This is a genomic window from Mobiluncus holmesii ATCC 35242, from assembly GCF_000185445.1.
GTDB lineage: Bacteria > Actinomycetota > Actinomycetes > Actinomycetales > Actinomycetaceae > Mobiluncus > Mobiluncus curtisii.
Genome location: NZ_GL622346.1, coordinates 1,270,547 through 1,294,298, shown reverse-complemented (window position 1 = coordinate 1,294,298; position 23,752 = coordinate 1,270,547). Strand labels below are relative to the sequence as shown.

Here is a 23,752-nt window from a genome sequence, read left to right as displayed (position 1 = left end):
GATGGTGAAGTCCTTACGCCCCTAATACGTTTCAAAAGTGGGAATTCTTACAGACACGAATAACTATAACATGCAAGGTTTTTTGAAAATGCCTTTCGTGGTTAGTGGGTTAGACTTAAACGGTGAGTGAAGAAATGACTAAGGATGAAAATAAGGTGCCCAGCGAGACGGAAGTACGCGCTACCTTGAAGGCGGCTCAGGAAACCTCGAAAGCGATTGCAGCTGACATCGCGGCGGGAAATGTCGGAAAGTACCGCATCCTGACCGGGGATCGACCCACCGGATTCCTGCACATCGGGCACTATTTTGGCACCTTGAAAACCAGGGTGGACCTGCAAAACCTTGGCATTGACACCACCGTACTCATCGCGGATTACCAGGTCATTACTGACCGGGACAACCTCGGCAACGTGCGCGAATACGTGTTAAACCTGGTGGCAGATTACCTGGCAGCGGGAATCGACCCCGAAAAATCCACGATTTTCTGCCATTCTCAGATTCCTGCCATTCACGAAATGCTGGTCATTTTCCTGTCCCTGGTGACTGAGGCAGAACTGCACCGTAACCCGACCGTAAAAGCCGAGCTGGAAGCCGCCGCGCGTCCCATGTCTGGGCTGTTGCTGACTTACCCGGTACATCAGGCGGCGGACATCCTGTGCGCCAAGGCGAACCTGGTGCCGGTGGGGCAGGACCAGCTGCCGCACTTGGAACAAGCGCGGGTGCTCGCCAAACGGTTCAACAAACGTTATCCGCAACGCGACCCACAGACCGGTAAAAAGACCGGGCATGGCGTGCTGCCCCTGCCGCAGGGACTATTGGGCCAGGGCGCGATGATTCTGGGCACTGACGGTCAAAAGATGAGCAAGTCCCGGCACAATACGGTGGAATTGCGCGCCAGCGAGGACGACACCGCGAAAGTCTTGAAAAAAGCCGTGACTGATTCTGACCGCCAGATTACTTTCGATCCTGTCCAGCGTCCGGAAGTGTCAAACCTGCTGCTCATTGCTTCGCTGTGTACCGGGCAGGCTCCCGAGGACATCGCCGCGGAGATCGGTGCCGGTGGCGGTGGGGCGCTGAAAGCCCTGGTGACAGAGGCGCTGAACGAACACTTGCGCCCGCTGCGTCAACGTCGCGCCGAGCTGATGCGCGACGAAGGATACCTGTGGAGTGTGTTGGCACGCGGCAACGAAAAAGTCCGCGATGAAGCCAACGACGTGCTGCGCGAAATGAAAGTCGCTATGGGAATGAACTACGGGGTTTGATGGAAACGCAAGACTATCACAAGAAGCCAGAGGACTTGATTCGGCGTCGCGACCATGCTCAGGCTGTGGCAGACCGCATGGTAGAGCGCGCCCTATGGATTATCAATCTGGATCATCAAGGCGCGTCGGTCAGCCCGGAAACCCGCGGTGAGCTGGTCGAAGAAACTACTGACATGCTGCTGGAATGGGCATATGAAGTCGGGGAGGATTCTTTCCGAGCCGGCGAGTTCAAAGGGCGTCCGGGGGCAGCAGGGGAAAACAAACCCTACCCGTCCTCGCTGGCGAAAGCGACGCCGCAAAGGCTGGGGCGTCGCGACTATCTGTTAGACGAGTAGTCGCGTTCACAAGGGCGGGGCGTCGCCTTAGCGCTTTTGGACTTTGCGCAGGGTGTTGAGCAAATCGATTTTTTCGTTCTCGGAGGGGTTATCCGGCACTTCCGCAAAGAAAATCCGCATCGAGAACGGCTCCATTTGGGACTTCATCCCGCGTACCGTCACGGGCAGCTCAGAAATGACTTCTGCCAGACGGATTCCGGACCCGGGGGTGACTCCGACCTCCTCGGCAAACAGCGCGACCGGGTCATTCGTGTCACGAGACTGCGGTGAAGGCACCGCAGAGTTCAAACCGGTCAACAACTGCAGCTTTTCCGCAGCGTTGCCTTCGCGGGCGCTCGGGTCGGGCCAGGTGGAATCCCATACCAGCCTAAACACGCGGGAACGCGCCCGCGGGGGATTAATCTGGACTTCATCCCTGGTCCCGTTAATCATGACCAGCAAATCTACGTCGTCCCAAGGGGCGCCGGAACGCAACATCTGGAGCACGCGGTTACTCGGATCATGCCAGGCGCCGGGGGTTAAAGGTTCGCCTTCGCGGTTGTACCAAGACAGATCCTGGAGTTTATCCCCGTCTTGAGGCATCCCGGAGGCGAACTCATCGGGACGCATGACCGGGTGCTCAGCACGTAAACGTAGCAGGTAGCGGGCAGTTTCGAACAATCCCTTTTGCCAGGGCTGCCAATGCCAATCCAACCAGGAAATCGGTCCGTCCTGGCAGTAGGCGTTATTGTTGCCGTTTTGTGAGTTCCCAAACTCGTCACCTGCCAAAATCATGGGTGTCCCGGAACTGATTGCCAGGGTTCCCCACAAGTTTCGTAAGGCCTTTAGCCGGCTGGTCGCGATTTCGACCGTCTCGGCCCGTTCCAGGGGATCCCCCTGGAACGGGGTGGTGGGATCCATCCGGCTGAATCGGGGGGAGATGCCTTCCCCGGATTGCGGGGTGGGGTCGTCTGGTGTCGTTGTTTCGAGCGAGAGTAGGTCCCCGAGTTCTTTACCTCTGAGAACGTGACCTTCGTGACCGTGATTCCACGAGTTATTGTTGTTTGTCCCGTCCCGGTTGCCTTCCAGATTGGCTTCATTGTGTTTGTGGTCAAAAGTCACCAGGTCTGCCATCGTGAAGCCGTCGTGGGCGGCGATGAAGTTGATGGAAGCTCCCGGTCCGCGGTTGTATTCAGTGATGTTGGAACCGTAGAGGTCAGCCGACCCGGAGACGCGAGTAGCGAGCTCGTGCGGACCGTGCGCGTGACGCTCCTGCGCCAACGCTGCCGCGTCGGTGAGCCAAAATCCCCTGATACCGTCGCGGTAGCGGTCGTTCCAGTCCGCAAAAGGCGTAGGGAAGTTGCCGGTCTGCCACCCGTTCGGTCCCATGTCCCACGGTTCGGCAATGAGCTTACATCCCGCCAGGACCGGGTCGGTCGCCATGCCAACAAAAGAGGGGTGGCGCAGGGCATACTGTTCGCGGTTGCGTCCCAACGTGACCCCCAAATCGAAACGGAAACCGTCCACCCCGACTTCCCCAGCCCAATACCGTAGCGAATCTAGCAGCAGCGCCACTGCCCGGTTGGACGTGAAATCGACCGTGTTACCGCAGCCGGTAAAGTCCACCATTTCGTTGGGGTAGCAGTGATTCCAGATGTAGTAAGATTGCGAATCCAGACCGCGCAAGCTGAGGGAGGGACCCAGGGTGCCGCCCTCAGCGGTGTGGTTATAAACCACGTCCAACAGGACTTCAATACCGGCTTGGTGTAGCAACGAGACCATGCCACGGACCTCGTCCAGTACGGCTTGTGGACCTTGCTGCTGGGCAGCTTCGGTTGCGTAGGTAGGCTCGGGCGCAAAGTAGCTCAAAGTTGAGTAGCCCCAATAGTTCGTGAGGTTACGTTCCGCCAGGAATGGTTCGGGCATCTTGGCGTGAATCGGCAGCAGCTCAATCGCGGTCACGCCCAGGTTCTTCAGGTAATCAATGGTGACGGGGTTTGCTAAACCGGCATAGGTGCCTTGCAGCTCGGGGGGAATTCCGGGCAGTTGGCGGGTCAAACCTTTGACATGCGCTTCGTAAATGACGGTGCGCGGCCATGAGGTGCGCGGGTGGTCCGCCACCGGGAAAGAATGCGTGTTGACCACGACTGAGAGCGCGTTGTAATCCGCGGAATCAAGCGGATCCATGGTCAGCTCGTGGGTGGCGGGCTTCAGCTCGGCATCGACTTGGTGGGCATAGAGCTGCGGGCTGAGAATAGGGGTCCGCGTAATCGCTTTTGCGTAAGGGTCGAGCAGGACCTTTTGCGGGTTAAAAAACAATCCCGCGTCGGGATCCCACGGTCCGTATGCCCGATACCCGTACACTTGACCGGGGCGCACACCGCGAATGTTGCCGTGCCAAATCCCGCGGAATGGTCCGCGCAGCCGAATCCGCCGTTCGGACTGGTAGTGCCCGTGTTCGTCGGGAGCGTCGAACAGGCATAGCTCTACCGCTGTGGCTTGGTGGGCATATACGGAAAAGGCGACCCCGGATTGGGTAATCGTGGGCCCCAAATGATGCGGGTCGAGCTTCGGTTCCTCCGCAATCACGTCAGTTGGGGCAAATGTCGGCGTCGTCCCTTTCTCTTGGACAGTCATAGAGTCGAGACTACCGGGAAAACGCTTCACCTGCCGGATTTTATCAGCTTTGCCTAACTTGTGGCTGGTAAATCGGGCTTTTTCAGGTCCGGAATTCCCCCCGGTTGTCCGATTTCAGGCACTGGAGTTTTTCGTAAATGATTTCCGAGGTCACAAGTCCGGTCCGCAATCCGTAGCGGTGATGGTTGCCTGGGCGATGACTCGGTCCCCCTGGGAACTGTCTTGGTAGAGCACCAGGGATTGTCCCGGCGCCACTCCGGTGACTCCGGCGGTGGGCGGCAGCGCCACCTGCAGTTTGGTTCCGTCCGTGCCGGATTCCAGATGCACGGCCCGGGGCGTGACGGGCTGACCGTGGGCGCGGAACTGAATGGTCAACCCGACCGGGTCCAACTCGCCCTCACCAGTTGCGCCGAGCCCCAGCCTGGTGGGGTCTGTCAACCAGTTCACTGCCGGACCGGCTTGAATTTCCGTGACTGTCAGTGCTTGACGGGGAGCCACGAACACCGTGTTCGTTTCTGCATCCGTGCCTACCACGTAACGGGGAGCACCGTCCTGGTGAGGACGGGGAATGTGCAGACCGCGACGCTGTCCGACCGTGTATTGGAACGCGCCATCATGAGAGCCGACCACTGCCCCGTCCTCATCCACAATCTGACCGAGGGCTGCCCCGATACAGCCACGCAAAAAGCCACGTGTGTCTCCGTCGGGAATGAAACAGATATCGAAAGAATCGCGCTTGCCCGCCACCGGGATTCCCAGTGCCTCCGCTTCTGCCCGAGTGGCGGCTTTGTCCGTCACGTCACCCAGCGGGAACACGGCTCGCGCCAGCGCCTCCGCTCGTGCCCCTGCCAAAACGTAACTTTGATCCTTACCTATCGCTGACCCGCGCAGCAGGGCGAAGTCCGGAAACGCGCCCTCCGCGACGGTCGGGGGGACTCCCACCGGAATCAAGCCTACTTGACCGGGACGCCACAGCCGGGCATAGTGACCCGTCGCGACATAATCGAAGCCCTCCCGGCGAGCGCGTTCGATGACATAGCCGAACTTGATGAAACGGTTGCAATGCACACAGGGGTTCGGGGTCAGACCGTCACGATAGGCTTGCGCGAACGAATCCATCACGACCCGGTTGAAACGCTCTGCCAAGTCCCACACCTGCAGCTCGACCCCCAGGAAATCCGCGACTCGATGCGCATCAGCCAGGGCGTCCACCGGCTCGGCGGAGGTGACAGGTCGCGACCACGGGCGGGAGGGAGACTCCAACTGCATAAAGAATCCCGAAACCTCGTGACCGGCAGCCTGCAGGCGCGCGGTTGCCACTGCCGAATCCACCCCGCCGGATAGTCCCACTAAAATTTTTGCCAAGTTTTTCCTCCTCAATGACCTCACATTCTACCGTTTCCCATTGAGCTGGCACTCGCCGGTCCCGACACCTCGGGAAGATGCCTATTTGAAAGGAAAAACAATGGAAAATCAGCTAATCACCGACTCTCGCTCGCACCTGGAACCGCAAACTTTCTCCGATTTTGGTCGGATTTGGTTAGAGAGCCGGGTCGATTTAAAGCCGACCACCAGGGCTTGCTATCGGTCGATGCTAAACATGGTCAATCTGGAATTTGGGGAACTGTCCCCGAAACAGGTCAGCTATCTGCAGGTCGTTTCTTGGGTCGCAAAGCTTGCGGAACAGGGAGTCAGCCCCACCGGGGTGCGCCAGGCGTATCAAATCGTGGGGCAGGTGTTGGCGTTGGCGAACCGTTTGGGGGAGATAGAAAGCAACGTGGCAACCGGAGTGCCGTTGCCGACAGTGTGCCGTACCGGACGCCATCGGTACTTGAGCGTGTTGCAGCTGGAATCTCTGGCGCTAGAGATTGGGTGGTGGCGTTTGACCCGCGATCCCGCTGGGGTCAGTCTGCCCGTCGGGTGGGGACAAAACGTGGTGTTCTTGCGCAAGAAAGGGCGTGCCGGGTACCTGACACGGCGCAAGTCTCGGGCCGGGGCGATTGACACCGGTTTGGCGTCGCTGGGTAGGGTGCGCGGTGGACAGACTCCCGCACGGGATGGCAACCAGCTGGAGATTCTGATGCGCTTGCTGGGCTACACCGGTTTGCGTATCGGGGAAGCCCTGGCGTTGACCCCCGCTGCCCTCGATTTAGATCGGCGCATTATGCGAATCGAGCGGGCGGTGTCGGAGGTGTCGGGGCGGCAGGTGTTTGGCACTCCCAAGAACGGTCGCACCAGAGTCGTGCCGATTCCGGATTTCTTGCGGCGGGACTTGCGGGTGTTGACCAGGGCGACCCGCGGGGGTGACGACTTTCTCTTTGCCACCAAACATGGCACCCCGCTGCGAGCCTCTAACCTGCGCTTACACTTCGACATGGCAGCCTTGGCGGTCGGACAAGCCGGATTGCACATACACGACCTGCGTCACACTGCCGCCACTTTGGCAGTCTCGGCAGGCGCGAACGTGAAATCGGTGCAGCGGATGTTGGGACATTCGTCAGCTTCGCTGACCCTCGATGTGTACGCAGACTTGTTTGAACCGGACTTGGGAGATGTCGCCGGGGCGCTGAGTCGGATGCGCCAGAGCACCCTGCGTCGAGCCGCTGCCTAGGGCGAACGAGTTATGCACACGGCTTGTGGAAAAACTGTGGATTAGTGAGTCTACGGTGGAAATGTGCAGGTAAAGTCCAGGTTGATAAGGGGGGCGAAAAAATGGCGTAATCTCAGGTAAAGCATTACAAAGCCGCAGTTCAGGGTGGTGTTAAGGGAGGGGTCACGGTGAAGCAGAGCCGCTGGCGGTTTTCCGCACCAAAAGCACTAACCCGTCCCCACCCCTTGTGGATAACCTGTGGAAACAGCGGGAACAGGGGGAGCTTTCGTTCCGATTCTGTTCATCGGCTTTGATAGGCTAAAGCCGTGAATGAACCTTTAGCAGGAACCGGTGGACTGCCCGACGGTCAGTCGACAGACAGCGAGGTAGGCGCAGACGCTGCCTGTAACTCGCAAGGCAGACCCCACAGCACTCGTGAAGAATACGAACGTGTCATTTTCCTGGCACGCGTGGTGCTGGGGTTCACGGTGGTGGCAGCGGTCACGCTGATTGTGATTGCCCTCACGGCGCATCGAGACTATCCCTCCATCGTGGTCAGCCTCGTGATGGTGGCAGCGGCGGTGCTCTATTACGTCAGGACCGCCCGGTCGGTAAAACAGGATTTAGAATCCTGCCCGGAACTGCGGAAATAGGGTTATTCCGGGCGCGCGTTTCCCGCCACCCGACCTGCCCGGCGCGACGAAAGGGTGCGTCGCCCTGATGAAAAGTGCAAGAATGGGGTCATGAGTAAAAATCGTGTTTCTGCGCGCCTTGCCGCCATTGCCCCGTCCGCGACCCTCGCTGTCGATAGTAAAGCTAAAGAACTAAAAGCTGCCGGAAAGCCTGTCATCGGCTTCGGCGCTGGTGAACCGGATTTCCCGACTCCCGATTACATTGTGGAAGCTGCCGTGGCGGCGTGTAAAGACCCCGCCAACCACCACTACACTCAAGGTAAAGGGATGCTGGCTACCCGCGAAGCTATCGCTGCCAAGACCTTACGCGACTCCGGCTACGAAATTGACCCGAATAACGTCATCGTCACCAACGGTGGGAAACAGTCCGTGTTCCAGGCTTTTGCCGCCACCGTCGACCCCGGCGATGAAGTGTTGCTGCCGGCACCCTATTGGACCACCTATCCCGAAGCAATTCGCCTGGCTGGAGGCGTTCCGGTGGAAGTCTTTGCCGGTGCTGATCGGGACTACAAAGTCACGCCCGAGGACTTGGAGGCGAAACGCACGGAGCGGACCAAGGTCCTGCTGATTTGTTCCCCCTCTAACCCGACCGGTGCGGTCTATACCCCCGAGGAACTGACCGCTATCGGTCAGTGGGCTGTGGAAAAGGGCGTGTGGGTCATTAGTGATGAGATTTACGAACACCTGCTGTATGACGGTGCTCAGCCCGCCCACATCCTGAAGCTGGTTCCGGAACTGGCAGACACCTGCGTAATCGTCAACGGCGTGGCGAAGTCTTACGCCATGACCGGGTGGCGTCTGGGCTGGATGAACGGTCCGACCGACGTCATCAAGGCTGCCACTAACTTCCAATCCCACCTGACTTCCAACGTGTGCAACATCGCCCAGCGGGCTGCCATTGCGGCATTGACCGGTCCGATGGATGCGGTGGAACAGATGCGTCAAGCCTTTGACCAGCGCCGTCAGACCATCGTGCGGATGCTGAGCGAGATTGACGGCTTGCAGGTACCTGTGCCGCGTGGCGCGTTCTATGTGTATCCCGATGTGACGGGCTTGTTTGGACGCAGCTTGGACGGGGAGCGTATCGAGTCCTCTTCCCAGTTGGCAGCCATGATTTTGGACAAGGCTGAGGTCGCGGTGGTTCCCGGCGAAGCCTTCGGTCCCAGCGGGTTCATCCGCATGTCCTATGCCCTTTCCGACGCTGACCTGGTCGAAGGGGTCAGCCGGGTGCAGGATTTGTTGGCAAAAGTGAAGTAGGTTTTTTGGATTTCACCGGGGGTGGCGCATTAGTGCGTTGCCCCCGGTTTAATTTTGGGTTTGACTTGGTTTGGTTCGGTTCAGTGTGGGTGCGCTTGAAAGTTAGGGGGGCTTTGCCCTATCATTGAGGACGCTGTGTTTTTCGTTTCCACCTGACGGTGTGAAAGCGAGATTCAACCTAGGGAAGTGGCGCAATTGGTAGCGCAACGGTCTCCAAAACCGTAGGTTGCAGGTTCGAGTCCTGTCTTCCCTGCCAGTAGCTGAAATCGACCATGTTGAGCAATCGAGTCTGGTCGGTGAGCCCCGGACGATTAGCTTTAGGCAGGGTTTTCGACTATAATTTGACTCATCCCCCCGTTAATTTGCTTAGGGTGAAGTGTGCCCTGGGCGGGGAAAAATTGCCTACAGGAGGAACACATAATGGCAGAAACCGAGGGTGCCATTCAGCCGGCGAAAAAAGCCGAGCCGACCCCTAGCGCTGAGCAAGATCTTGGCTTTTTTGCACGTATCGTGCAGTTTTTCCGCCAAGTCGTGGATGAGATGAAAAAGGTCGTCTATCCCACCAGCGAAGAACTGTGGCGCTACTTCTTGGTCGTGATTGTATTTGTGGCCATTATCATGACCGCGGTCGGGTTGATGGATCTGGGTTTCGGAGCCCTCACCGACGTCATCTTTAGCTAGACCAGTTTGGTCTTTTCAACATCGTTACCCCACGAGGAATACAGAATGTCAGACGAAAACGAATTGCAAGAAAACGCCGCTGTGGCTGAGGAAGCCCAGCCGGAACCTAGCCAGCCGGTTGAGGACACTCAGCCCGCCGAGGACGCTTTGGAGGAAGTTCCCGCCAATGTGGACCCGGAAACTGGTGAAATCATCGAGGACGCCGCGGATACTGCGGACACCGAGACGGAAGAACTCGACCCGAAACAGGCCCTCGAAGTCGAGCTGCGCGCCCTGCCAGGCCGGTGGTACGTGGTACACACGTACTCTTCCTATGAGAAGCGTGTGAAACAGAACATCGAACAGCGCGTGGCGAATAATCCCGGCATGGAAGATTACGTCTACCAGGTCGAGATTCCGATGGAGGAACACGTCGAGGTTAAGCCCAAGAGTCGCAAGGTGGTGCAGCGTCCGCGCATCCCCGGATACGTTCTGGTGCGTATGGACATGGATGAGAACTCCTGGCGTTTGGTTAAGGACACCCCGGCTGTGACCGGTTTCGTCGGTAACCAGCAAGATCCGCTGCCGTTGACGCTTACGGAAGTGGTCAATATGCTGGCTCCGACCGCCAAGGAAGCCGCGAAAGTGGCGGTGGAAGACGGTCAGGTCGAGATTTCACAAGCGACGCAGCGGACTGCCCCGGTGGCGGCGGATTTCGAGGTGGGTCAGTCGGTTACTATTACCTCCGGTCCGTTCGAGACGCTCTCCGCGACGATTGCCGAGGTCAACGCCGAAACCCAGAAGCTGACCGTGCTGGTCACTATTTTCGAGCGCGAGACTCCGGTGGAGTTGAACTTCAACCAGGTCACCAAAATCGACTGATTCTTGAGGCTTGGCGGTGGGCGCGGGATTTCCATCCCGCGCCCACCGGGGTTTTTAGGGCTTGCTTGTAAGCCGGGCTGGGTCATCTCATCAGCAGCCGCAGTTAAACTTGGCTTTTCGTCCAGCCGGAGGTGCGGAACTGAACTCTCAAAGCTGGCGGGGAAGGCTGGCTGATTGCGCCGGGAATCCGCGAGGGGGCACGAGGGAGAGGTCGCGCTTAATCTTTAATCTGCGCGCGATTGAGCGGGGTAAAATATCGGAAACTAGCGAGAGAAATTGTTGAAATCGCGATGTTCTGAGTGGTACACCACCAGGGACTCGAACCCTGAACCCACTGATTAAGAGTCAGTTGCTCTGCCAATTGAGCTAGTGGTGCATGCGCTTTAGGCGCGGTTAACAATGTTAACGCTCCGAGGGAAGATTCACAAATTGAACGAGCCGCAATTCTTAAGATTCGTGGAGGCAAATCTGGCGAACTGGCTTTTACCTGCCTATTTGCAGCGATTTTAGGAATCTGCGCGACGGAACTAACGCGCCGCTCGGCGCGACACGGTTATCCCAGGGACTCCAAAGATACGGGAACATTGGCGCTATAACCCATTTTCACCAGGGCGTTGCGCAGTTTTTCACAGCTGGCTTTGATGTCATCCGCGACTCCCGCCGCTTTGGCATCGGGATTGAGTACCTGCATAGAATCGGTCGGAATCACATGAATATGCAGGTGGGGGACGTCAAAACCGGCGACCACTATCAAGGCTCGTGACACGTTAAACGCATCGCGTCCGGCTTGCCCAATAATTTGCGCAACTTGGGACAGATGCGCGATCAAATCCGGGTCGGCATCGAGGTAGTTGTCGACTTCCTCCCGCGGCACCACCAGCATGTGACCGTCACTGCGCGGTTCAATGGTGGCGAACACGACACATTGTTCATCTTGCCAAACAAAATTGCCGGGGATTTCACCGTTGATAATTTTTGTAAATACGCTGGCCATCAAGTTTTCCTTTCGCTTGCAAAAGTCCGGTCGGGCAGTTTTTCCGAGGAACGGGCGCATCGGGTGGGACCGGAGAGCCTTCCCGGCGTCGTCCCGCTTTTATAGTAGGGGAATTTTGTCTTCGAGGGGGCATGTAGAGTTAAAGCGTGGCAACGAAGAAGAACGCTCCGAGAGGCTCCAAGTCGGCTTTTGAACCGTGGTCGCGTGCAGCTTTGGCTCCGGTGGTATTGCTGCTGGGAAAACAACGGGTTTTCGCGCAGCGTGCCATAGCCAGCTTGCGTGCGGCGGCCCTGGACGCGGCAGAGAGAGCCGGGGCGATGGAACCCCCGGAAATCACCGAGGTCAACCCCCGGACTTATGAATCATCCCGTCTGAGCCAACTGACTTCTCCTTCTCTCTTTGGAGGAATGCCGCTGATTATCATTCCCGGACTGGAACAAGCGAACCCGGAGCTGCTCCAGGATTTAGAAACTTACTTGGAAAAGCCCACGGCGGACGCTTCGCTGGTGCTGTGGCACGCGGGGGGAAATCACGGGAAAAAGGTCCTGGACTTGTGCAAAAAGGGTGCCGCAAATGTGTATGCCTGTGACGAACTGCGCTGGCCGGAAGAAAAAGCACAGTTCCTCCAGGCTGAGGCGGGACGACTGGGGCGTCCTCTCCACCCGGACGCAGTAGCGGCTCTGGTGGCGGCGCTGGGGGACGAGTTCGAGGAATTGCTCGCCGTGACCACCCAGCTGCTGCAAACGGTGGGAGATCCGTCTCAGCCGTTGAGTCTGGCTGAAGTCGATCAGTATTTACAAGGTCGGGTGGAGGCGACCGGGTTTAACGTCGCTGATGCGGCGGTGACCGGCAATGTTGGCGAAGCGCTGCGACTGTTACGTCATGCTTTAGCGACCGGAGTGGCGCCGGTATTGATTGTCTCCGCGATGGCTACGAAAATCCGCCAGATACTGACGTCCCTTGCCCCCTCGCTGCCTCCCGCGGTCGCGGCGATGGACCTGGTGGACCCGCCTAAACCCCTGTTTGGACGGATTGCTCAGGGAATCCGTGCGGTCGCACCGCGCTGGGATGACGAGCGGCTGGGGTTAGCCATCCTGGCGGTAGCCCGCGCGGACGAAGCCGTGAAGGGGGCGTCGCGGGATCCGGAATATGCCCTGGAAGCCATGGTTTTGGCAGTGTGCCGATATGCCAGCGGCGTGCGTGAGCCAGTTGGGATGTCACCCACGCGAAACTGAGTGCCACTATCAACAGTCCACCCACTCCTGCCACCGGGTTTTCTAACCAATCAACTTCCGCTCCGGGGCGACTGGCAAAGAATCGCGCCACGCCCGAAATCCATGCGGCAGCCCACCCGGTGAAATGCGCCGCCCCCTGTTCCAATAACCGTACCGGCAGGACGCAAATAGCGCACGGACCGGTCGGGAGTCCCGCCAGAGCCGCTAGGGCAACCAGCCCCAAACCGCCCACGGTCACCAGGGAGGACACCGCTCCGGTTAAGAGATTCGCGGGTAGGGAATAAACTTGCAGTTTCCCGCGCATCACCAACATCAGCGGCGCACAAGCCAGCTGCGCGCTCAGGGAAACAGCCAGTGGCAGCGCCAGCAGGCGCGGCAAAAACCGAGCGCACCAGGCAGACAAGTAAGGTCCGCCGGTCACGATAGCGCCCGTAGCCACTACGGACAGGGCAAAGCCCCAGGAAGTTGCTTGGAACGGCTGTACCAGCAGCATTCCTATAATCGCCGCGGACAGGGAGGACACCGCGCGGGAGGGGCGGGCTATCCCCAACCCCACCAGCGTTAACGCCCCCATGACCGCCGCGCGAGTGACGGAGGCAGAGCCTTCCAACATGGTCAGGAAAGTTCCCATAATCCCTGCCGCCGCCACGACTTGCACGCCACGAGGTTTCCGGGCAGTCAATCCCAGCGCCAGGGCCAACAGGACACTGAGGTGCATTCCAGAAACAGCAGTCAGGTGCGATAATCCTGCCACCTGCATAGACTCCCGATCTAGGGGATCTTGGGCGACAGTTAGACCCAAGCTCATCGCCATAATCATTCCCGCCGTTGATTCTGAGAGACCAGACGTAGCCTGGCGCAGACGCTGGCGCACCGCATTGACAAACACAAACCGTCCGGTGGGAGGTCCGATAACTTCGGGGGTGGTCGGAGACTTCGCATAGCCCAAGTATTGAGTGGATAGGTCCCGACCAGCCAGACCGGTACGCAGACGTACCCATGAGCCGAGCGGGACTTCGTCCCAGCCGGCACCTTTGACCTGCAACCGGGCGCGGGTGGGGTAAGTAAAGCCGTGCCAAGTCAGACGGGTCGCTCTCAAGTCAACGCGGTAGCTGTCTCCCCAGCTCGGTTTCGGAGTGGAAATAACCTGGGCTTTTATGTCAAAGCGGGCGGTTGGATGCGCACCAATTACCGCCAGGTAATCACGCGAGATCAGCTCTAAACGCAGCGTTAGGGTGCCAAAAACGATGGCAATCACCAGGGCAGTAATCAGCAGTGTAGCCAGCCCGGAGCCGCGCGGAAACAGGCGATGACGCCGGCGGGTGGGGGTGTTGGTGCCGCGTGTCCCCACGCGGACAGATGCGTGGTCGGGACGACTGCCTCCCCGCCCTTGTGAACGATTGAACCACCCCAACGCAACCGCTGAAATGACCGCAACCAGAGCAAATCCGAGGCTCACCGCGAGGGCGACGCACTCTCCACGACTTCCTGCCACTAAGAGCGCCCCCCACAGGCTCACTGCCGGAATCGCCAACCGTAAATCCAACGGGGCAGCCCGGTAGTCCTGATCGGTGCGCAACCGTCGGATAATCAGCGATGTTTCACTCGGCGCAGTCATCGCGAATCCTCACACGCACACGTGATCGCGCAGACGCGACATCAGTGCCGGACCGATACCGCTAACCTCGTCGAGCTGATCCACCGAAGCAAAACGCCCGTTAGACTCGCGGTAATCCAAAATACGTTGCGCCAGGGCGGGACCGATACCGGACAGAGTCTGCAGAGTTCCCAGGTCGGCGGTGTTCAAGTTCACCTTGTCGCCTGCGCCTCCCACTGATTTTGTGCCTCCGTCCGGGGCACTGTTCGCATTTCCACCCACGCTCGGCGGAGGAGTCTCTCCAGGTCGAGGCACGTAAATCATTTCCCCATCCGTGAGGGGACGAGCCAGATTCAGAGTGCTCAAATCCCCTTCGGGCAAGGCTCCCCCCGCCACTTCCAGAGCGTCCGCTACCCGCGACGGGTCTGCCAGATGAACCACGCCGGGGCGGCTCACCGCTCCTGCCACGTGAACCACCACTTCGGCGCCGTTTGCGCCAGGAAGATATAGATGCGGGGCAGCGCCCGGTGAGGAAGCACCACCGTCCTTTCGGACCCCTGCTGTTCCAGATTTTCTCTCCACAGCTGCCAGCGCCGCCCCCGGTCCGGCGGAACTGTCTGTTTTGGAATCCGGTTTCCCCGTGGCGTCCCCGGACAGCACCCCGGCAGGCGGAGCCGCGGGGGGAGCGGCCAAGACTTGCCAACCCACCACTAAAAGCCCGCACACCAGCATAAATACTGCAATTAAGGTCGCCACCCGCGGGCTGGGAGCCAGGCGTAACCGCTGTTCACGCTGTGCTACGGGTCTGACCTGGAGGCTATTCTCAAAACCGTGCACCAGGTCTTCGGCACGCCCCGTCAGAGCGCCACGAGCCGGTGGCATCCCCTCCGTGCTGTATTCGGATGATGGTGTGGCGCGGCGCGCGGAGGGGTAATCCGGCGCGGCCTCGTCCAGATAACCCACCCCCGCGGCTCTGGCTCGCTCAAACACCCCGGCCGTGAGCCGGTCACGGTCCGTTTGCCCAAACTTATTTAGCATCCTGGCTGCCTCCTCCGTCACACCGGGAACTGCGCGACCCTCCCTTGTGAAACTAATCGCGACCCGCCGGCGCGAAAACTCCGAAAAGATTTACCTGTGGAAAACCCGGAATTGCCTTCCCTTGTGGAAAACATCTTGAAAGGTAGTTTTTCGTTGCTATCGCTGGGATAAACTAAAGCAGTGAGAAAACAGAAACCGGATTTAAGTAATTCTGCGGCCGCGGTGCGCCAGCCTCGCCTGGTCGAACGAATTATTGGCGCAGCTATTTTGGTCCTGGCAGTGGTGGTGTTGGTGACCGCTACGATGCAGTGGTTTGGTGATACCGCCCGGATTCGCAACAAAGCGGAAGTGAAACAAATCACCACGGTGGCGCCGCTGAAAGAAGCCTGGACCCTGGCGATGCCCGCGAAAATGAAAGATCCGCGCACGGCACAAGTGTGGGGCTATCAGGATGCGCAAGACTCTCTGGCTGCCCAGGATGCCGCTACCGGTGTGACGGCTAAACTGGCAGAAAATGAACAGCTGGTGCTGGTCAAGGGCACTGATGGGAAAGCCCAAACCCAGGCTATTGCGCTGATAGACGAAACCACCGGCACCGCCAAATGGTCGAAAACTTACGATGACCTGCCCCTGGACTATTGCCTGAAACAACTGTGGCAGAGCTCGATTACCTGTGAATCTGATAAAGCCAAAAAGGTGGTGCGGATTGACCCTAGGGGCAATGTCGCGGTGGGGGATTTGCCTAATGATATTTGGGATTTAGCGACCGGCGAGCACGTGTTGGGGGCAATTTTTGACCAGTTCCTGGTGGTTCCTATTGCGGTTGGAGAGGGAAATTCGGCAGGGGCACAAGCGGTTTACATCACGCCAGACTTTGCCTGGAAAGGAAAATTCCCGCTCATGGTGCCGAATGCGCAGGCTGCCCAGCCCCTATCGGTGCAAACTCGGGGGTCAGTGACCCTGCTGGGGGTGACGACTTCGAACCAAGACGGGTCTAACCGGCAAAATACTTGGAGCTATTCTCAGATTATCAATACGAAAATCGGTTCCCTGGACACCTCTAAACTTGGTACTGCCGCACAGATGTCGATGCTGGAAGCCGGATTTTTCGCGTCCGCAGATCCGCAGGGCGACGGGCAGATTGATTGGCAGGTCTACGGTTCTGACGGCGCGATAGTGGGGGAGGGCAAGTGCCCCGCGCTGGCGGCACAAGCCTTGCACACCCAACTGCGCGCCGGACTTCGGCTAGACACTGACAGTGCTATGGCAGCTCTAAAATCCGGGAAAATCCCTGTCCTCATGCCCAATCGGACGTATTTTTTGGCGAACCGCGGGGAAACCTGTGCGTCCTGGCCCGGCTGCGCTGCCAAAACTTGGACCACCGGGGACGGCGTCACCATCAATCTGAAAGCTCCGGGGACTCCGCTGACCTCTGACGCGACAAAAGCCGTGTTTACCGAGGGCAACGGGGGGCTGCTGAGTTACGGTGTCGTCGACGGGAAATTCCTTTGGGAAGGCATCGCGCCGCCATTGAAAGGAGCTGCCACCACCGGGGATACGTTTGTCCTGGGGTCAGGGTTGGGCCAGTTGGCGCAGCTGGGTGACCTCAACAAGGGCAGTGCCAAGGCAGTGTTGCGCTACCTCGGCCTGCCCTAGAGGGGTGCCTCAAGAAGCAACCTGTTGAGGTTCCGGGTCAGGACCGGGGGCGGCAGACTGCGCGCCATGATAGCGCTGCAGACGCTGTTGACGAAGCAAATCCACCAGCCAAACAATCAGGAACAATACGCCTTCAAGCAGCACGACTGTGGCTCCTGACGCGGTATCGAACCAGTAAGAAATATAAGCTCCCAGCACGACACAGGATACGGAAAGCAAAGGAGCTATCCATAGCATAGCGTTGAACCGGTTTGTGAGCAGCCGGGCGGTTGCGCCAGGGGTAATCACCAGTGCCACGATGAGGATTGCGCCCACTGCCTGCATCGCCACCACGACCGTCAAAGACAGAGCTACCAGCAACAGAGTCGCCAACCAGCTTGTAGAGATGCCGATAGCGTGGGCGTGAGTCTTGTCGAAGGCATACAGCACCAAATCCCGTTTTTTGTATAACAACAGCACCAGAGCGAGTGGGCTCAATATCAAGACCTGCCACATATCGGCTCTGGTAATGCCGAGCATGTCGCCAAACAAAATGTGGTGCAAATCAATGTGACTGGGGAACAGGCTGATTAAGACCAGACCGGAGGCAAACATTGTCGTGAATACCACCCCAATAGCGGTGTCTTCTTTGACTCGTCCGCGCCCCCGCACTGCGCCAATCAATCCCACCACCAGCAAAGCTGCCACGAGGGCGCCTATTGCGAAGGGCGTTCCCAAGAGGTAGGACACGACGATTCCGGGAAGAATTGCGTGGGACAGGGCGTCACCTAACAGTGACCAGCCAATCAAGACCAACCAGCAGGACAACACGGCACAAACCGCCGCCGCGACTCCGGTGACGATGATGCCCCGGAGCATAAACTGCTGCGTCCACATTTCGATGAAAGCTTCATAAAAATTCACTGTCCACCTCCTGACGCGGCGGGATTTAATCCAAACGCTTTCGCGAGGTTTTGCGGGTCTAAGGCGCCGGCGGGATCACCTTGATAAACTACGCGACGATACAGCAAAACCACTTCATCGCAGAGCTTTTCCAAAGAAGCCAAATCGTGGGTTGAAACCACCACCGTGGTGCCTTTTGCCGAGATTTTGCGCAGCAAATCGACGATATTGGTTTCGGAGTATTTGTCTACTCCGGCAAACGGTTCATCGAGGAGCAGGAGGGGCGCGCCTTGTGCAATCGCGCGGGCGATAAACACCCTTTTCTTTTGACCGCCGCTCAACGCCCCAATTTGGCGCTGTTGCAAATCTTGCAACTCCACCATTTCTAACGCGGCTTGCACCGCTGCCACGTCTGCAGATTTGGGACGACGGGTCGGTCCCATAAATCCATACCGTCCCATCATGACGACTTGGTTTACGTTAACCGGGAAGTCCCAATCGATTTCCTCATTTTGCGCAACATAACCAATCAGTCGCTGTTTGCGGGCTTGGTTCGCGTCAATTCCGGCAACTTTAATACTGCCCTTTTGATACGAAACGCTGTTGGTGATGGATTTGAACAGTGTTGATTTTCCCGAACCGTTCATCCCTACCAGACCACAAATTTGACCGCGCGACACGGTTAAACTGGCACCCTCCAGTGCCACATTAGCTCCGTAACGAACATGCAAATCTGAGACTTCTAATATAGGCGGGGCTGAATTTGAGCTGGACTCAGCTTCAGCCCCGCCTGGCTCTATGCGGTTGTCGAGAGCATCACTCATTTCTGAGTCAATCCTCGGGTAATCAAATCTGCGTCGTAGCGCAACAGATCCAGATAGGTCGGAACGTCTCCATCTGAGTCTGACAAGGAATCAACATACAATTCCCCACCGAATTTCGCACCTGTGGCTTCCACAACGGGTCGCATTTTGTCTCCCACGGTGGACTCGCAGAAAACTGCGGGAACGTGGTTTTGCTTCACGTAGTCTTCCACTTCCGCTACGCGAGAGGGCGTGAGGGCTCCTTCGGCATTTACGCCCCACAAGAATTTCTCGTTGAGGTTATAGTCGCGAGTCAGATACGAGAATGCTCCCTCACAGCTGACCAAAGTGCGTTGTGACGGGTCGAGCTGGGAAAGTGTGGAAGTGATGTCCTCGCCGACTTTTTCAATCTTGGCGCCATACTGTTTGGCATTTTCCTGGTACTCGGAGCAGTTCTTTGCATCTAAATCGCAGAAGGCTTTTGCCATATTCTTCACGTAGAGGGCGCCGTTTTTCGGGCTCATCCAAGCGTGGGGATTGGGCTTACCCTTGTAGTCGCCTTCGGTAATCGGAATGGGCTCTACGCCCTGCGAAACATTGACCTTTTTGGCATCCAGATCGGCGGTAAACTTCGTGAACCAGCGTTCCAAATCCAGCCCGTTATTTAAAATCAGTTTCGCTTTCTGCGCCGACTTCAAGTCCGAGGGCGTGGGTTGGTAATCGTGGATTTCCGCCCCAGGTTTGGTGATAGAGCGGACTTCCAGATGGTCTCCGGCAACGTTTTGAGCCATGTCCTGCAACACGGTAAATGTGGTGAGAACCAGGGGTTTGCCTGGTGCGGCTGAATCCGAGCTGGAGCTGGGGGTCCCGCCGCACCCGCTGAGAGAGGCTCCCAGGCACAAAAGCGCAGCTACGGTCAAGGTTTCTTTAATTTGCTTGTTTTTAATTCTCTTCATGGGTATAGCCTAAGTTAGGCATACCTAACTTTGCAAGCCCGAAACCGTTGAAATCCCGTAATTTAGCGATTTTTTTGTACTGACAAATCCTAAAAAACCAAGGATACGAGCTTCGGAGCACGCACGATAATCCGTTTCGGTTCGCGCCCGTCCAGCAACTTCACCACCGCCGGTTCCGTCAGGACTTTTGCCTGCAAATCCGCCTCGGAAATCTCGGGGTCCACCGAGACTTTCGCGCGCACCTTGCCCGCCACCTGCACCACGCAAGTGACCTCCTCGGCAGCCAACAGCGACTCATCGGTCACGACCGGGAACGTAGCACGGGCAATTCCGCCCTGGTGACCCAAACGTTCCCACAGTTCCTCCGCAATGTGCGGAGCGATGGGGGCGACCATCACGACCAGCGCTTCTGCGGCCTCACGCGGCACCCGGGGCAACCCGGTCAAGTGATTATTGAGCACAATCATCTTGGCGATAGCCGTGTTCACGCGCAGATTGTCATACTCCACGGTGACATCGTGAATGGTGCGAGCCAGCACTTTCGCGGTCGCCAAATCCGGGGCGTCATCGGTCACGGTGAGCGCGCCGGTGTTTTCATCGACGATATTGCGCCACAGCCGCTGCAGGAAACGCTGGGAACCGACCACCGCGCGAGTGTCCCACGGGCGGGACATATCCAGCGGCCCCATCGACATTTCGTAAACCCGGAACGTGTCCGCGCCGTAATCCGCGCACATCTGATCAGGGGTGACGATGTTCTTTAGCGACTTGCCCATCTTGCCGAACTCGCGGTTGACCGGCTGACCCTGCCAGGTAAAGCCGTCCTCTTCGCTGCCCTCCACTTCGTCGGCCGGGACGTATTGCCCGCGCGAATCCGTATAGGCGTAAGCCTCAATCATGCCCTGGTTAAATAGGCGATGGAACGGCTCTGAACTGGACACATACCCCAAGTCATAGAGGACCTTGTGCCAAAAACGCGCGTACAGCAGGTGCAGCACCGCGTGCTCCACGCCGCCCACGTACAAATCCGTGCCGCCGCTGAGGTTGCCGGCTGCGGGACGCGGACCCATCCAGTAGGCTTCGTTGTCGGGGCTGGCAAAAGCCGTGGAGTTGTCCGGGTCGGTGTAGCGCAGCTCGTACCAGCACGAGCCCGCCCAGTTCGGCATGGTGTTTTGGTCACGAGTGTAGGTCTGCTTGCCTTCGCCCAGGTCCAACTCGACGGTCATCCAGTCCGTAGCGCGACCCAGCGGGGACTCCGGGGTGGAGTGGGCGTCGTCGGGGTCAAAAGTCCGGGGCCGGAAGTCCGACACTTCGGGCAGCTCCAGGGGCAGCATCTCTTCGGGCAGGGCGTGAACCCGCCCGTCAGCGCCGTAAACTACGGGGAAAGGCTCGCCCCAGTAGCGCTGCCGGGAAAACAGCCAGTCGCGCAGACGGTAGGTTACGGTCTTTTCGCCCCGCCCGGTCTGGGCCAGCCAGTCGCTGATTTTCGCGATAGCCTCAGCCTTGCCCAGACCGTTCAGGCTGATTTCACTGTTGGCAGAGTTTTCGATGACACCGTCGCCGGTCCAAGGTTCCTCTTGCACATCCAGGCCGTCCGGACCGGAAATAGTTTGGATAATGTCTAGGTTGAACTTCCGAGCGAAGGCGTGATCGCGCTCGTCGTGGGCGGGCACAGCCATAATCGCGCCAGTGCCGTACCCCATCAACACGTAATCCGCCACGAAAATCGGCACCAGGGAACTATTGACCGGATTCGTCCCGAAAATGCCGGTAAACACGCCGGTCTTTTCGGTGAAGTCGGTTTCCGCAGTCCGTTCGCTGTCGCTCTTGGCACTGGCTTGTGCCCGATATGCCGCGACCGCTTCACGCGGGGTAGCGTATCCGCCGGTCCACTCCGGTCGGGTCCCCTCCGGCCAAGCGTCTGGTACCTGCAATTCCGTGTCCGTGCAGTCCTCGGCCCCCACCAGCGGATGTTCCGGGGAAATGACCATGAAAGTCGCGCCAAACAGGGTGTCGGGCCGGGTCGTGAAGACCTGCAAAGTCTGCGGCTGTGGCCCTTGACCGGCTTCGACCTGGAAGTTTACGGTGGCGCCGAAAGACTTGCCAATCCAGTTGTGCTGCATGGTGCGGACCTTATCGGGCCAGTCAATCGTGGCCAGGTCGGCATCCAGACGGTCTGCATAGCGGGTGATGCGCATCATCCACTGGCGCAGTTTCGTCTTAAACACGGGGAAATTGCCACGTTCGGAACGTCCCTCGGCGGTGACTTCTTCATCAGCCAGCACCGTGCCCAAGCCCGGTGCCCAGTTCACCGGCGCGTATGCCACGTAAGCCAAACGTTCGGCATCAATGAGTTCTGCCTGTTCCACCGCGGAAAGTTCGGTCCAAGACCGTCCATCCGGGGTGGGACGTGTGCCGTCCTCGTACTGTTTCACAAGGGTGGTAATCGGCCGGGCCGCGCCCTTTCCGGAGCCGTCGCGGCGCGGAGCTTCGGGGTCATACCAAGAGTTGAAAATTTGCAGGAAAATCCACTGGGTCCACTTGAAATAGTCCGGGTCGGTCGTGGCAAAAGAGCGCCGCCGGTCGTGGGACAAGCCAATGCGCGCCAGCTGTTTGCTCATGTTGGCAATATTTTCGTGCGTGGTGATGGCTGGATGCTGGCCAGTTTGCAGGGCGTATTGCTCTGCGGGCAGACCAAACGCGTCGTAACCCATGGTGTAGAGCACGTTCTTGCCCTGGGCGCGCTGGTAACGGGCGACCACGTCGGTGGCGATATAGCCCAGCGGATGTCCCACGTGCAGACCTTTGCCGGAGGGGTAGGGGAACATGTCGAGGATGAAGTATTTTTCGCGTCTTGCCAGGTCACCAGCCAGGGGACCGCTGGGGTTATCAGCGTTAAAAGCGCCTGTCTCGTCCCAAATCCGTTGCCATTTTGCTTCCAAATTCCCTGCCATCTGAGCCGTGTAGCGGTACTGCGGGGTGTCTGGGGTATCCGGGGTGTTTTCAGCCATTATTCCTCTTCTTTCCGACAATCAACGTATCCAGTTTAGACCAGGGGACCTACGGGCGAAAAAGTCGTGACCCAGAGGGTATTAAATCGGTGTCGAGGCGACCATGCGACGCTGTAATCGGCGGATTTGATTCATTTACACCAAATATCCGGGTTGATAAAATTGCCGGCAAGCTAGGTTTTTTCTCAACAGTTATTCGGACTCCGGGAGAAATATCATGAATACGTTTATTCGCAATAGTGCGTTGGGGATAGTTGCAGTGACAGCTCTCGCATTTGGTGTGTCGGCTTGCGGTGGGTCCGGCACGCAGCCCGCTGATGACGCCTCGGCGGCTAGCCCGACAATGCAACCGGCAAGCCCGTCTACCAGCGCAACTGCGGATTTCTATACCATCGTGAATGACATGTCTAGTGATATGTGTATGGAAGCTTTGGTAACTGGAATACTGCAGGTTGATGAGCAAGGATGTTTGGTCCTCGAAGGGGATGACGAGGTTCCCGCGATAGTGCCGTTATTGCCCAAAGGAAGCCAGATCTCAGACAAATCTGTAACTCTGCCGGATGGAACTGTTTTGGAAATCGGCAAGAAGGTTTCCCTTGGCGGTGGATTTACCAACGAAGAGCGATTCGTGTCCAAAGCGCGTAAACAGTGCAACACTTCTTCCGTGTACGTAGTTTGCCATGAACAAGGCTGAGCGGCAGCCTTTACGTTGCAGTTGCCCGCTCCTGAGCAGCAATGAACCCTGCCTGGGGTATTGGTTGCCGGTCTTGGTGCGGGGCTGGTACTCCCGCTCCTCGCGCGTATTTTTCGGAAACGGGGGGCGTTAATCCTATTAATTTGGCTCGGTGTGCCATATATGGCACACCGAAGCGTTTAAATAGGTTTTATCCCGGGTTTTCAGCCGCGCGCATTCGCCAGACAATCCGAGTTTCTGTTCCACACCGGGTTTTCTCGTGGGTAAAAGGAAAACGCCCACCGAGGTGGACGTTTTCAAATAGCTTAGAGAAACCGGTTACTGCATGGCAGCAACGCGGGTGGCGAGCTTAGATTTACGCTGAGCCGCCTGGTTCTTGTGGATGACACCCTTGGAAGCTGCCACGTCGAGGTGACGGGTAGCCACCTTCAAGTTGGCTACGGCTGCGGCTTTATCCCCAGCTTCAATAGCCTCGCGGGTCTTGCGCACCAGGGTCTTTAGCTCGGAGCGCACGGACAGGTTACGCAGGCGCGCCTTTTCGTTGGTGCGAATCCGCTTTATCTGAGACTTAATATTTGCCAATGTTCTTCCC

Annotated in this window: 19 protein-coding genes, 2 tRNA genes and 1 pseudogene; 11 read left to right on the top strand and 11 right to left on the bottom strand. The window is 58.0% G+C overall.

Translation table 11 applies throughout. The annotated features are described in order from the left end of the window. Window positions 1–134: 134 nt before the first annotated feature. Together trpS and HMPREF0576_RS05645 are read left to right on the top strand one after the other, a co-directional pair. On the top strand, window positions 135–1,262 hold the full coding sequence (trpS, locus tag HMPREF0576_RS05650) for a tryptophan--tRNA ligase (RefSeq protein ID WP_004007297.1): 1,128 nt from the start codon (window positions 135–137) through the stop codon (window positions 1,260–1,262). After that, entirely contained in the window at window positions 1,262–1,597 is a 336-nt protein-coding gene (locus HMPREF0576_RS05645) for a hypothetical protein (RefSeq protein WP_004011065.1), read from the top strand. The genes trpS and HMPREF0576_RS05645 overlap by 1 nt, the downstream gene beginning before the upstream one ends. A 27-nt stretch (window positions 1,598–1,624) precedes the next feature. Here the strand turns inward: HMPREF0576_RS05645 and HMPREF0576_RS05640 are convergent, their stop codons facing one another. Next, window positions 1,625–4,213, bottom strand: a complete 2,589-nt coding sequence (locus tag HMPREF0576_RS05640) for a glycogen debranching protein (RefSeq protein WP_004011064.1) — start codon at window positions 4,211–4,213, stop codon at window positions 1,625–1,627. A gap of 150 nt (window positions 4,214–4,363) precedes the next feature. Beyond that, a complete protein-coding gene (gene mnmA / locus HMPREF0576_RS05635) occupies window positions 4,364–5,593 on the bottom strand; it encodes a tRNA 2-thiouridine(34) synthase MnmA (protein ID WP_004011063.1) in 1,230 nt (409 codons plus the stop codon). Window positions 5,594–5,678: 85 nt separating this feature from the next. On the opposite strand from mnmA, the gene HMPREF0576_RS05630 reads away from it, so the two are divergent. The 6 genes from HMPREF0576_RS05630 to nusG all read left to right on the top strand — a co-directional run bounded on the left by HMPREF0576_RS05630 (window position 5,679) and on the right by nusG (window position 10,294). Continuing rightward, a complete protein-coding gene (locus HMPREF0576_RS05630) occupies window positions 5,679–6,824 on the top strand; it encodes a tyrosine-type recombinase/integrase (RefSeq protein ID WP_004011062.1) in 1,146 nt (381 codons plus the stop codon). Between the two features lie 305 nt (window positions 6,825–7,129). Continuing rightward, window positions 7,130–7,456 carry a hypothetical protein gene (locus HMPREF0576_RS05625; protein ID WP_004007292.1) on the top strand — a complete coding sequence of 109 codons (327 nt, stop codon included), beginning with the start codon at window positions 7,130–7,132 and terminating at the stop codon, window positions 7,454–7,456. A gap of 90 nt (window positions 7,457–7,546) precedes the next feature. After that, entirely contained in the window at window positions 7,547–8,752 is a 1,206-nt protein-coding gene (locus HMPREF0576_RS05620) for a pyridoxal phosphate-dependent aminotransferase (RefSeq protein ID WP_004011061.1), read from the top strand. Between the two features lie 180 nt (window positions 8,753–8,932). Next, a tRNA-Trp gene (locus HMPREF0576_RS05615) sits at window positions 8,933–9,008 on the top strand. A gap of 164 nt (window positions 9,009–9,172) precedes the next feature. Next, the gene (gene secE, locus HMPREF0576_RS05610; protein ID WP_004007290.1) at window positions 9,173–9,433 is read left to right on the top strand and encodes a preprotein translocase subunit SecE; all 261 of its coding nucleotides are present in this window, start codon (window positions 9,173–9,175) and stop codon (window positions 9,431–9,433) included. A gap of 45 nt (window positions 9,434–9,478) precedes the next feature. Beyond that, entirely contained in the window at window positions 9,479–10,294 is an 816-nt protein-coding gene (nusG, locus tag HMPREF0576_RS05605; RefSeq protein WP_004007289.1) for a transcription termination/antitermination protein NusG, read from the top strand. 300 nt (window positions 10,295–10,594) lie between these two features. Here the strand turns inward: nusG and HMPREF0576_RS05600 are convergent. Both HMPREF0576_RS05600 and HMPREF0576_RS05595 read right to left on the bottom strand, forming a co-directional pair. Further along, a tRNA-Lys gene (locus HMPREF0576_RS05600) sits at window positions 10,595–10,670 on the bottom strand. A gap of 177 nt (window positions 10,671–10,847) precedes the next feature. Then, window positions 10,848–11,348: an HIT family protein gene (locus tag HMPREF0576_RS05595; protein WP_004011060.1), complete on the bottom strand. Its 501-nt coding sequence runs from the start codon at window positions 11,346–11,348 to the stop codon at window positions 10,848–10,850. Between the two features lie 86 nt (window positions 11,349–11,434). On the opposite strand from HMPREF0576_RS05595, the gene holA reads away from it, so the two are divergent. After that, on the top strand, window positions 11,435–12,523 hold the full coding sequence (holA, locus tag HMPREF0576_RS09565; protein ID WP_004011059.1) for a DNA polymerase III subunit delta: 1,089 nt from the start codon (window positions 11,435–11,437) through the stop codon (window positions 12,521–12,523). Window positions 12,524–12,566: 43 nt separating this feature from the next. Here the strand turns inward: holA and HMPREF0576_RS09560 are convergent. Then, window positions 12,567–13,283 (bottom strand): annotated as a pseudogene (locus HMPREF0576_RS09560) (ComEC/Rec2 family competence protein); the annotation flags it as partial. Between the two features lie 867 nt (window positions 13,284–14,150). Beyond that, window positions 14,151–15,179, bottom strand: a complete 1,029-nt coding sequence (locus tag HMPREF0576_RS05575) for a ComEA family DNA-binding protein (protein ID WP_004011057.1) — start codon at window positions 15,177–15,179, stop codon at window positions 14,151–14,153. Window positions 15,180–15,338: 159 nt separating this feature from the next. Between HMPREF0576_RS05575 and HMPREF0576_RS05570 the strand changes: the two genes are divergently transcribed. Beyond that, window positions 15,339–16,814, top strand: a complete 1,476-nt coding sequence (locus HMPREF0576_RS05570; protein ID WP_004011056.1) for a hypothetical protein — start codon at window positions 15,339–15,341, stop codon at window positions 16,812–16,814. Between the two features lie 9 nt (window positions 16,815–16,823). Here the strand turns inward: HMPREF0576_RS05570 and HMPREF0576_RS05565 are convergent, their stop codons facing one another. The 4 genes from HMPREF0576_RS05565 to HMPREF0576_RS05550 form a co-directional block, all read right to left on the bottom strand. Further along, complete coding sequence (locus HMPREF0576_RS05565; RefSeq protein WP_004007283.1) at window positions 16,824–17,717, bottom strand: metal ABC transporter permease; 894 nt, start codon at window positions 17,715–17,717, stop codon at window positions 16,824–16,826. Then, window positions 17,714–18,520 (bottom strand): metal ABC transporter ATP-binding protein, encoded by an 807-nt coding sequence (locus HMPREF0576_RS05560; protein WP_004007282.1) that lies wholly within the window; start codon window positions 18,518–18,520, stop codon window positions 17,714–17,716. The genes HMPREF0576_RS05565 and HMPREF0576_RS05560 overlap by 4 nt, the downstream gene beginning before the upstream one ends. Beyond that, the gene (locus HMPREF0576_RS05555) at window positions 18,517–19,455 is read right to left on the bottom strand and encodes a metal ABC transporter substrate-binding protein (protein ID WP_004011052.1); all 939 of its coding nucleotides are present in this window, start codon (window positions 19,453–19,455) and stop codon (window positions 18,517–18,519) included. The genes HMPREF0576_RS05560 and HMPREF0576_RS05555 overlap by 4 nt, the downstream gene beginning before the upstream one ends. 89 nt (window positions 19,456–19,544) lie before the next feature. Next, window positions 19,545–22,466 (bottom strand): leucine--tRNA ligase, encoded by a 2,922-nt coding sequence (locus HMPREF0576_RS05550; protein ID WP_004011051.1) that lies wholly within the window; start codon window positions 22,464–22,466, stop codon window positions 19,545–19,547. Between the two features lie 217 nt (window positions 22,467–22,683). Between HMPREF0576_RS05550 and HMPREF0576_RS05545 the strand changes: the two genes are divergently transcribed. Next, window positions 22,684–23,160, top strand: a complete 477-nt coding sequence (locus HMPREF0576_RS05545; protein ID WP_004011050.1) for a hypothetical protein — start codon at window positions 22,684–22,686, stop codon at window positions 23,158–23,160. A gap of 318 nt (window positions 23,161–23,478) precedes the next feature. Here HMPREF0576_RS05545 and rpsT read toward each other — a convergent pair whose 3' ends face one another. Next, window positions 23,479–23,742 (bottom strand): 30S ribosomal protein S20, encoded by a 264-nt coding sequence (rpsT, locus tag HMPREF0576_RS05540; RefSeq protein WP_036324291.1) that lies wholly within the window; start codon window positions 23,740–23,742, stop codon window positions 23,479–23,481. Window positions 23,743–23,752: the final 10 nt, after the last annotated feature.

Coding starts and splice junctions, on each gene's coding strand:
- HMPREF0576_RS05555 (WP_004011052.1), bottom strand. CDS start 19,455: ATGAAGAGAATTAAAAACAAGCAAATTAAAGAAACCTTGACCGTAGCT.
- HMPREF0576_RS05620 (WP_004011061.1), top strand. CDS start 7,547: ATGAGTAAAAATCGTGTTTCTGCGCGCCTTGCCGCCATTGCCCCGTCC.
- HMPREF0576_RS05630 (WP_004011062.1), top strand. CDS start 5,679: ATGGAAAATCAGCTAATCACCGACTCTCGCTCGCACCTGGAACCGCAA.
- HMPREF0576_RS05550 (WP_004011051.1), bottom strand. CDS start 22,466: ATGGCTGAAAACACCCCGGATACCCCAGACACCCCGCAGTACCGCTAC.
- HMPREF0576_RS05595 (WP_004011060.1), bottom strand. CDS start 11,348: ATGCGCCCGTTCCTCGGAAAAACTGCCCGACCGGACTTTTGCAAGCGA.
- trpS (WP_004007297.1), top strand. CDS start 135: ATGACTAAGGATGAAAATAAGGTGCCCAGCGAGACGGAAGTACGCGCT.
- HMPREF0576_RS05645 (WP_004011065.1), top strand. CDS start 1,262: ATGGAAACGCAAGACTATCACAAGAAGCCAGAGGACTTGATTCGGCGT.
- HMPREF0576_RS05560 (WP_004007282.1), bottom strand. CDS start 18,520: ATGAGTGATGCTCTCGACAACCGCATAGAGCCAGGCGGGGCTGAAGCT.
- nusG (WP_004007289.1), top strand. CDS start 9,479: ATGTCAGACGAAAACGAATTGCAAGAAAACGCCGCTGTGGCTGAGGAA.
- secE (WP_004007290.1), top strand. CDS start 9,173: ATGGCAGAAACCGAGGGTGCCATTCAGCCGGCGAAAAAAGCCGAGCCG.
- HMPREF0576_RS05640 (WP_004011064.1), bottom strand. CDS start 4,213: ATGACTGTCCAAGAGAAAGGGACGACGCCGACATTTGCCCCAACTGAC.
- HMPREF0576_RS05545 (WP_004011050.1), top strand. CDS start 22,684: ATGAATACGTTTATTCGCAATAGTGCGTTGGGGATAGTTGCAGTGACA.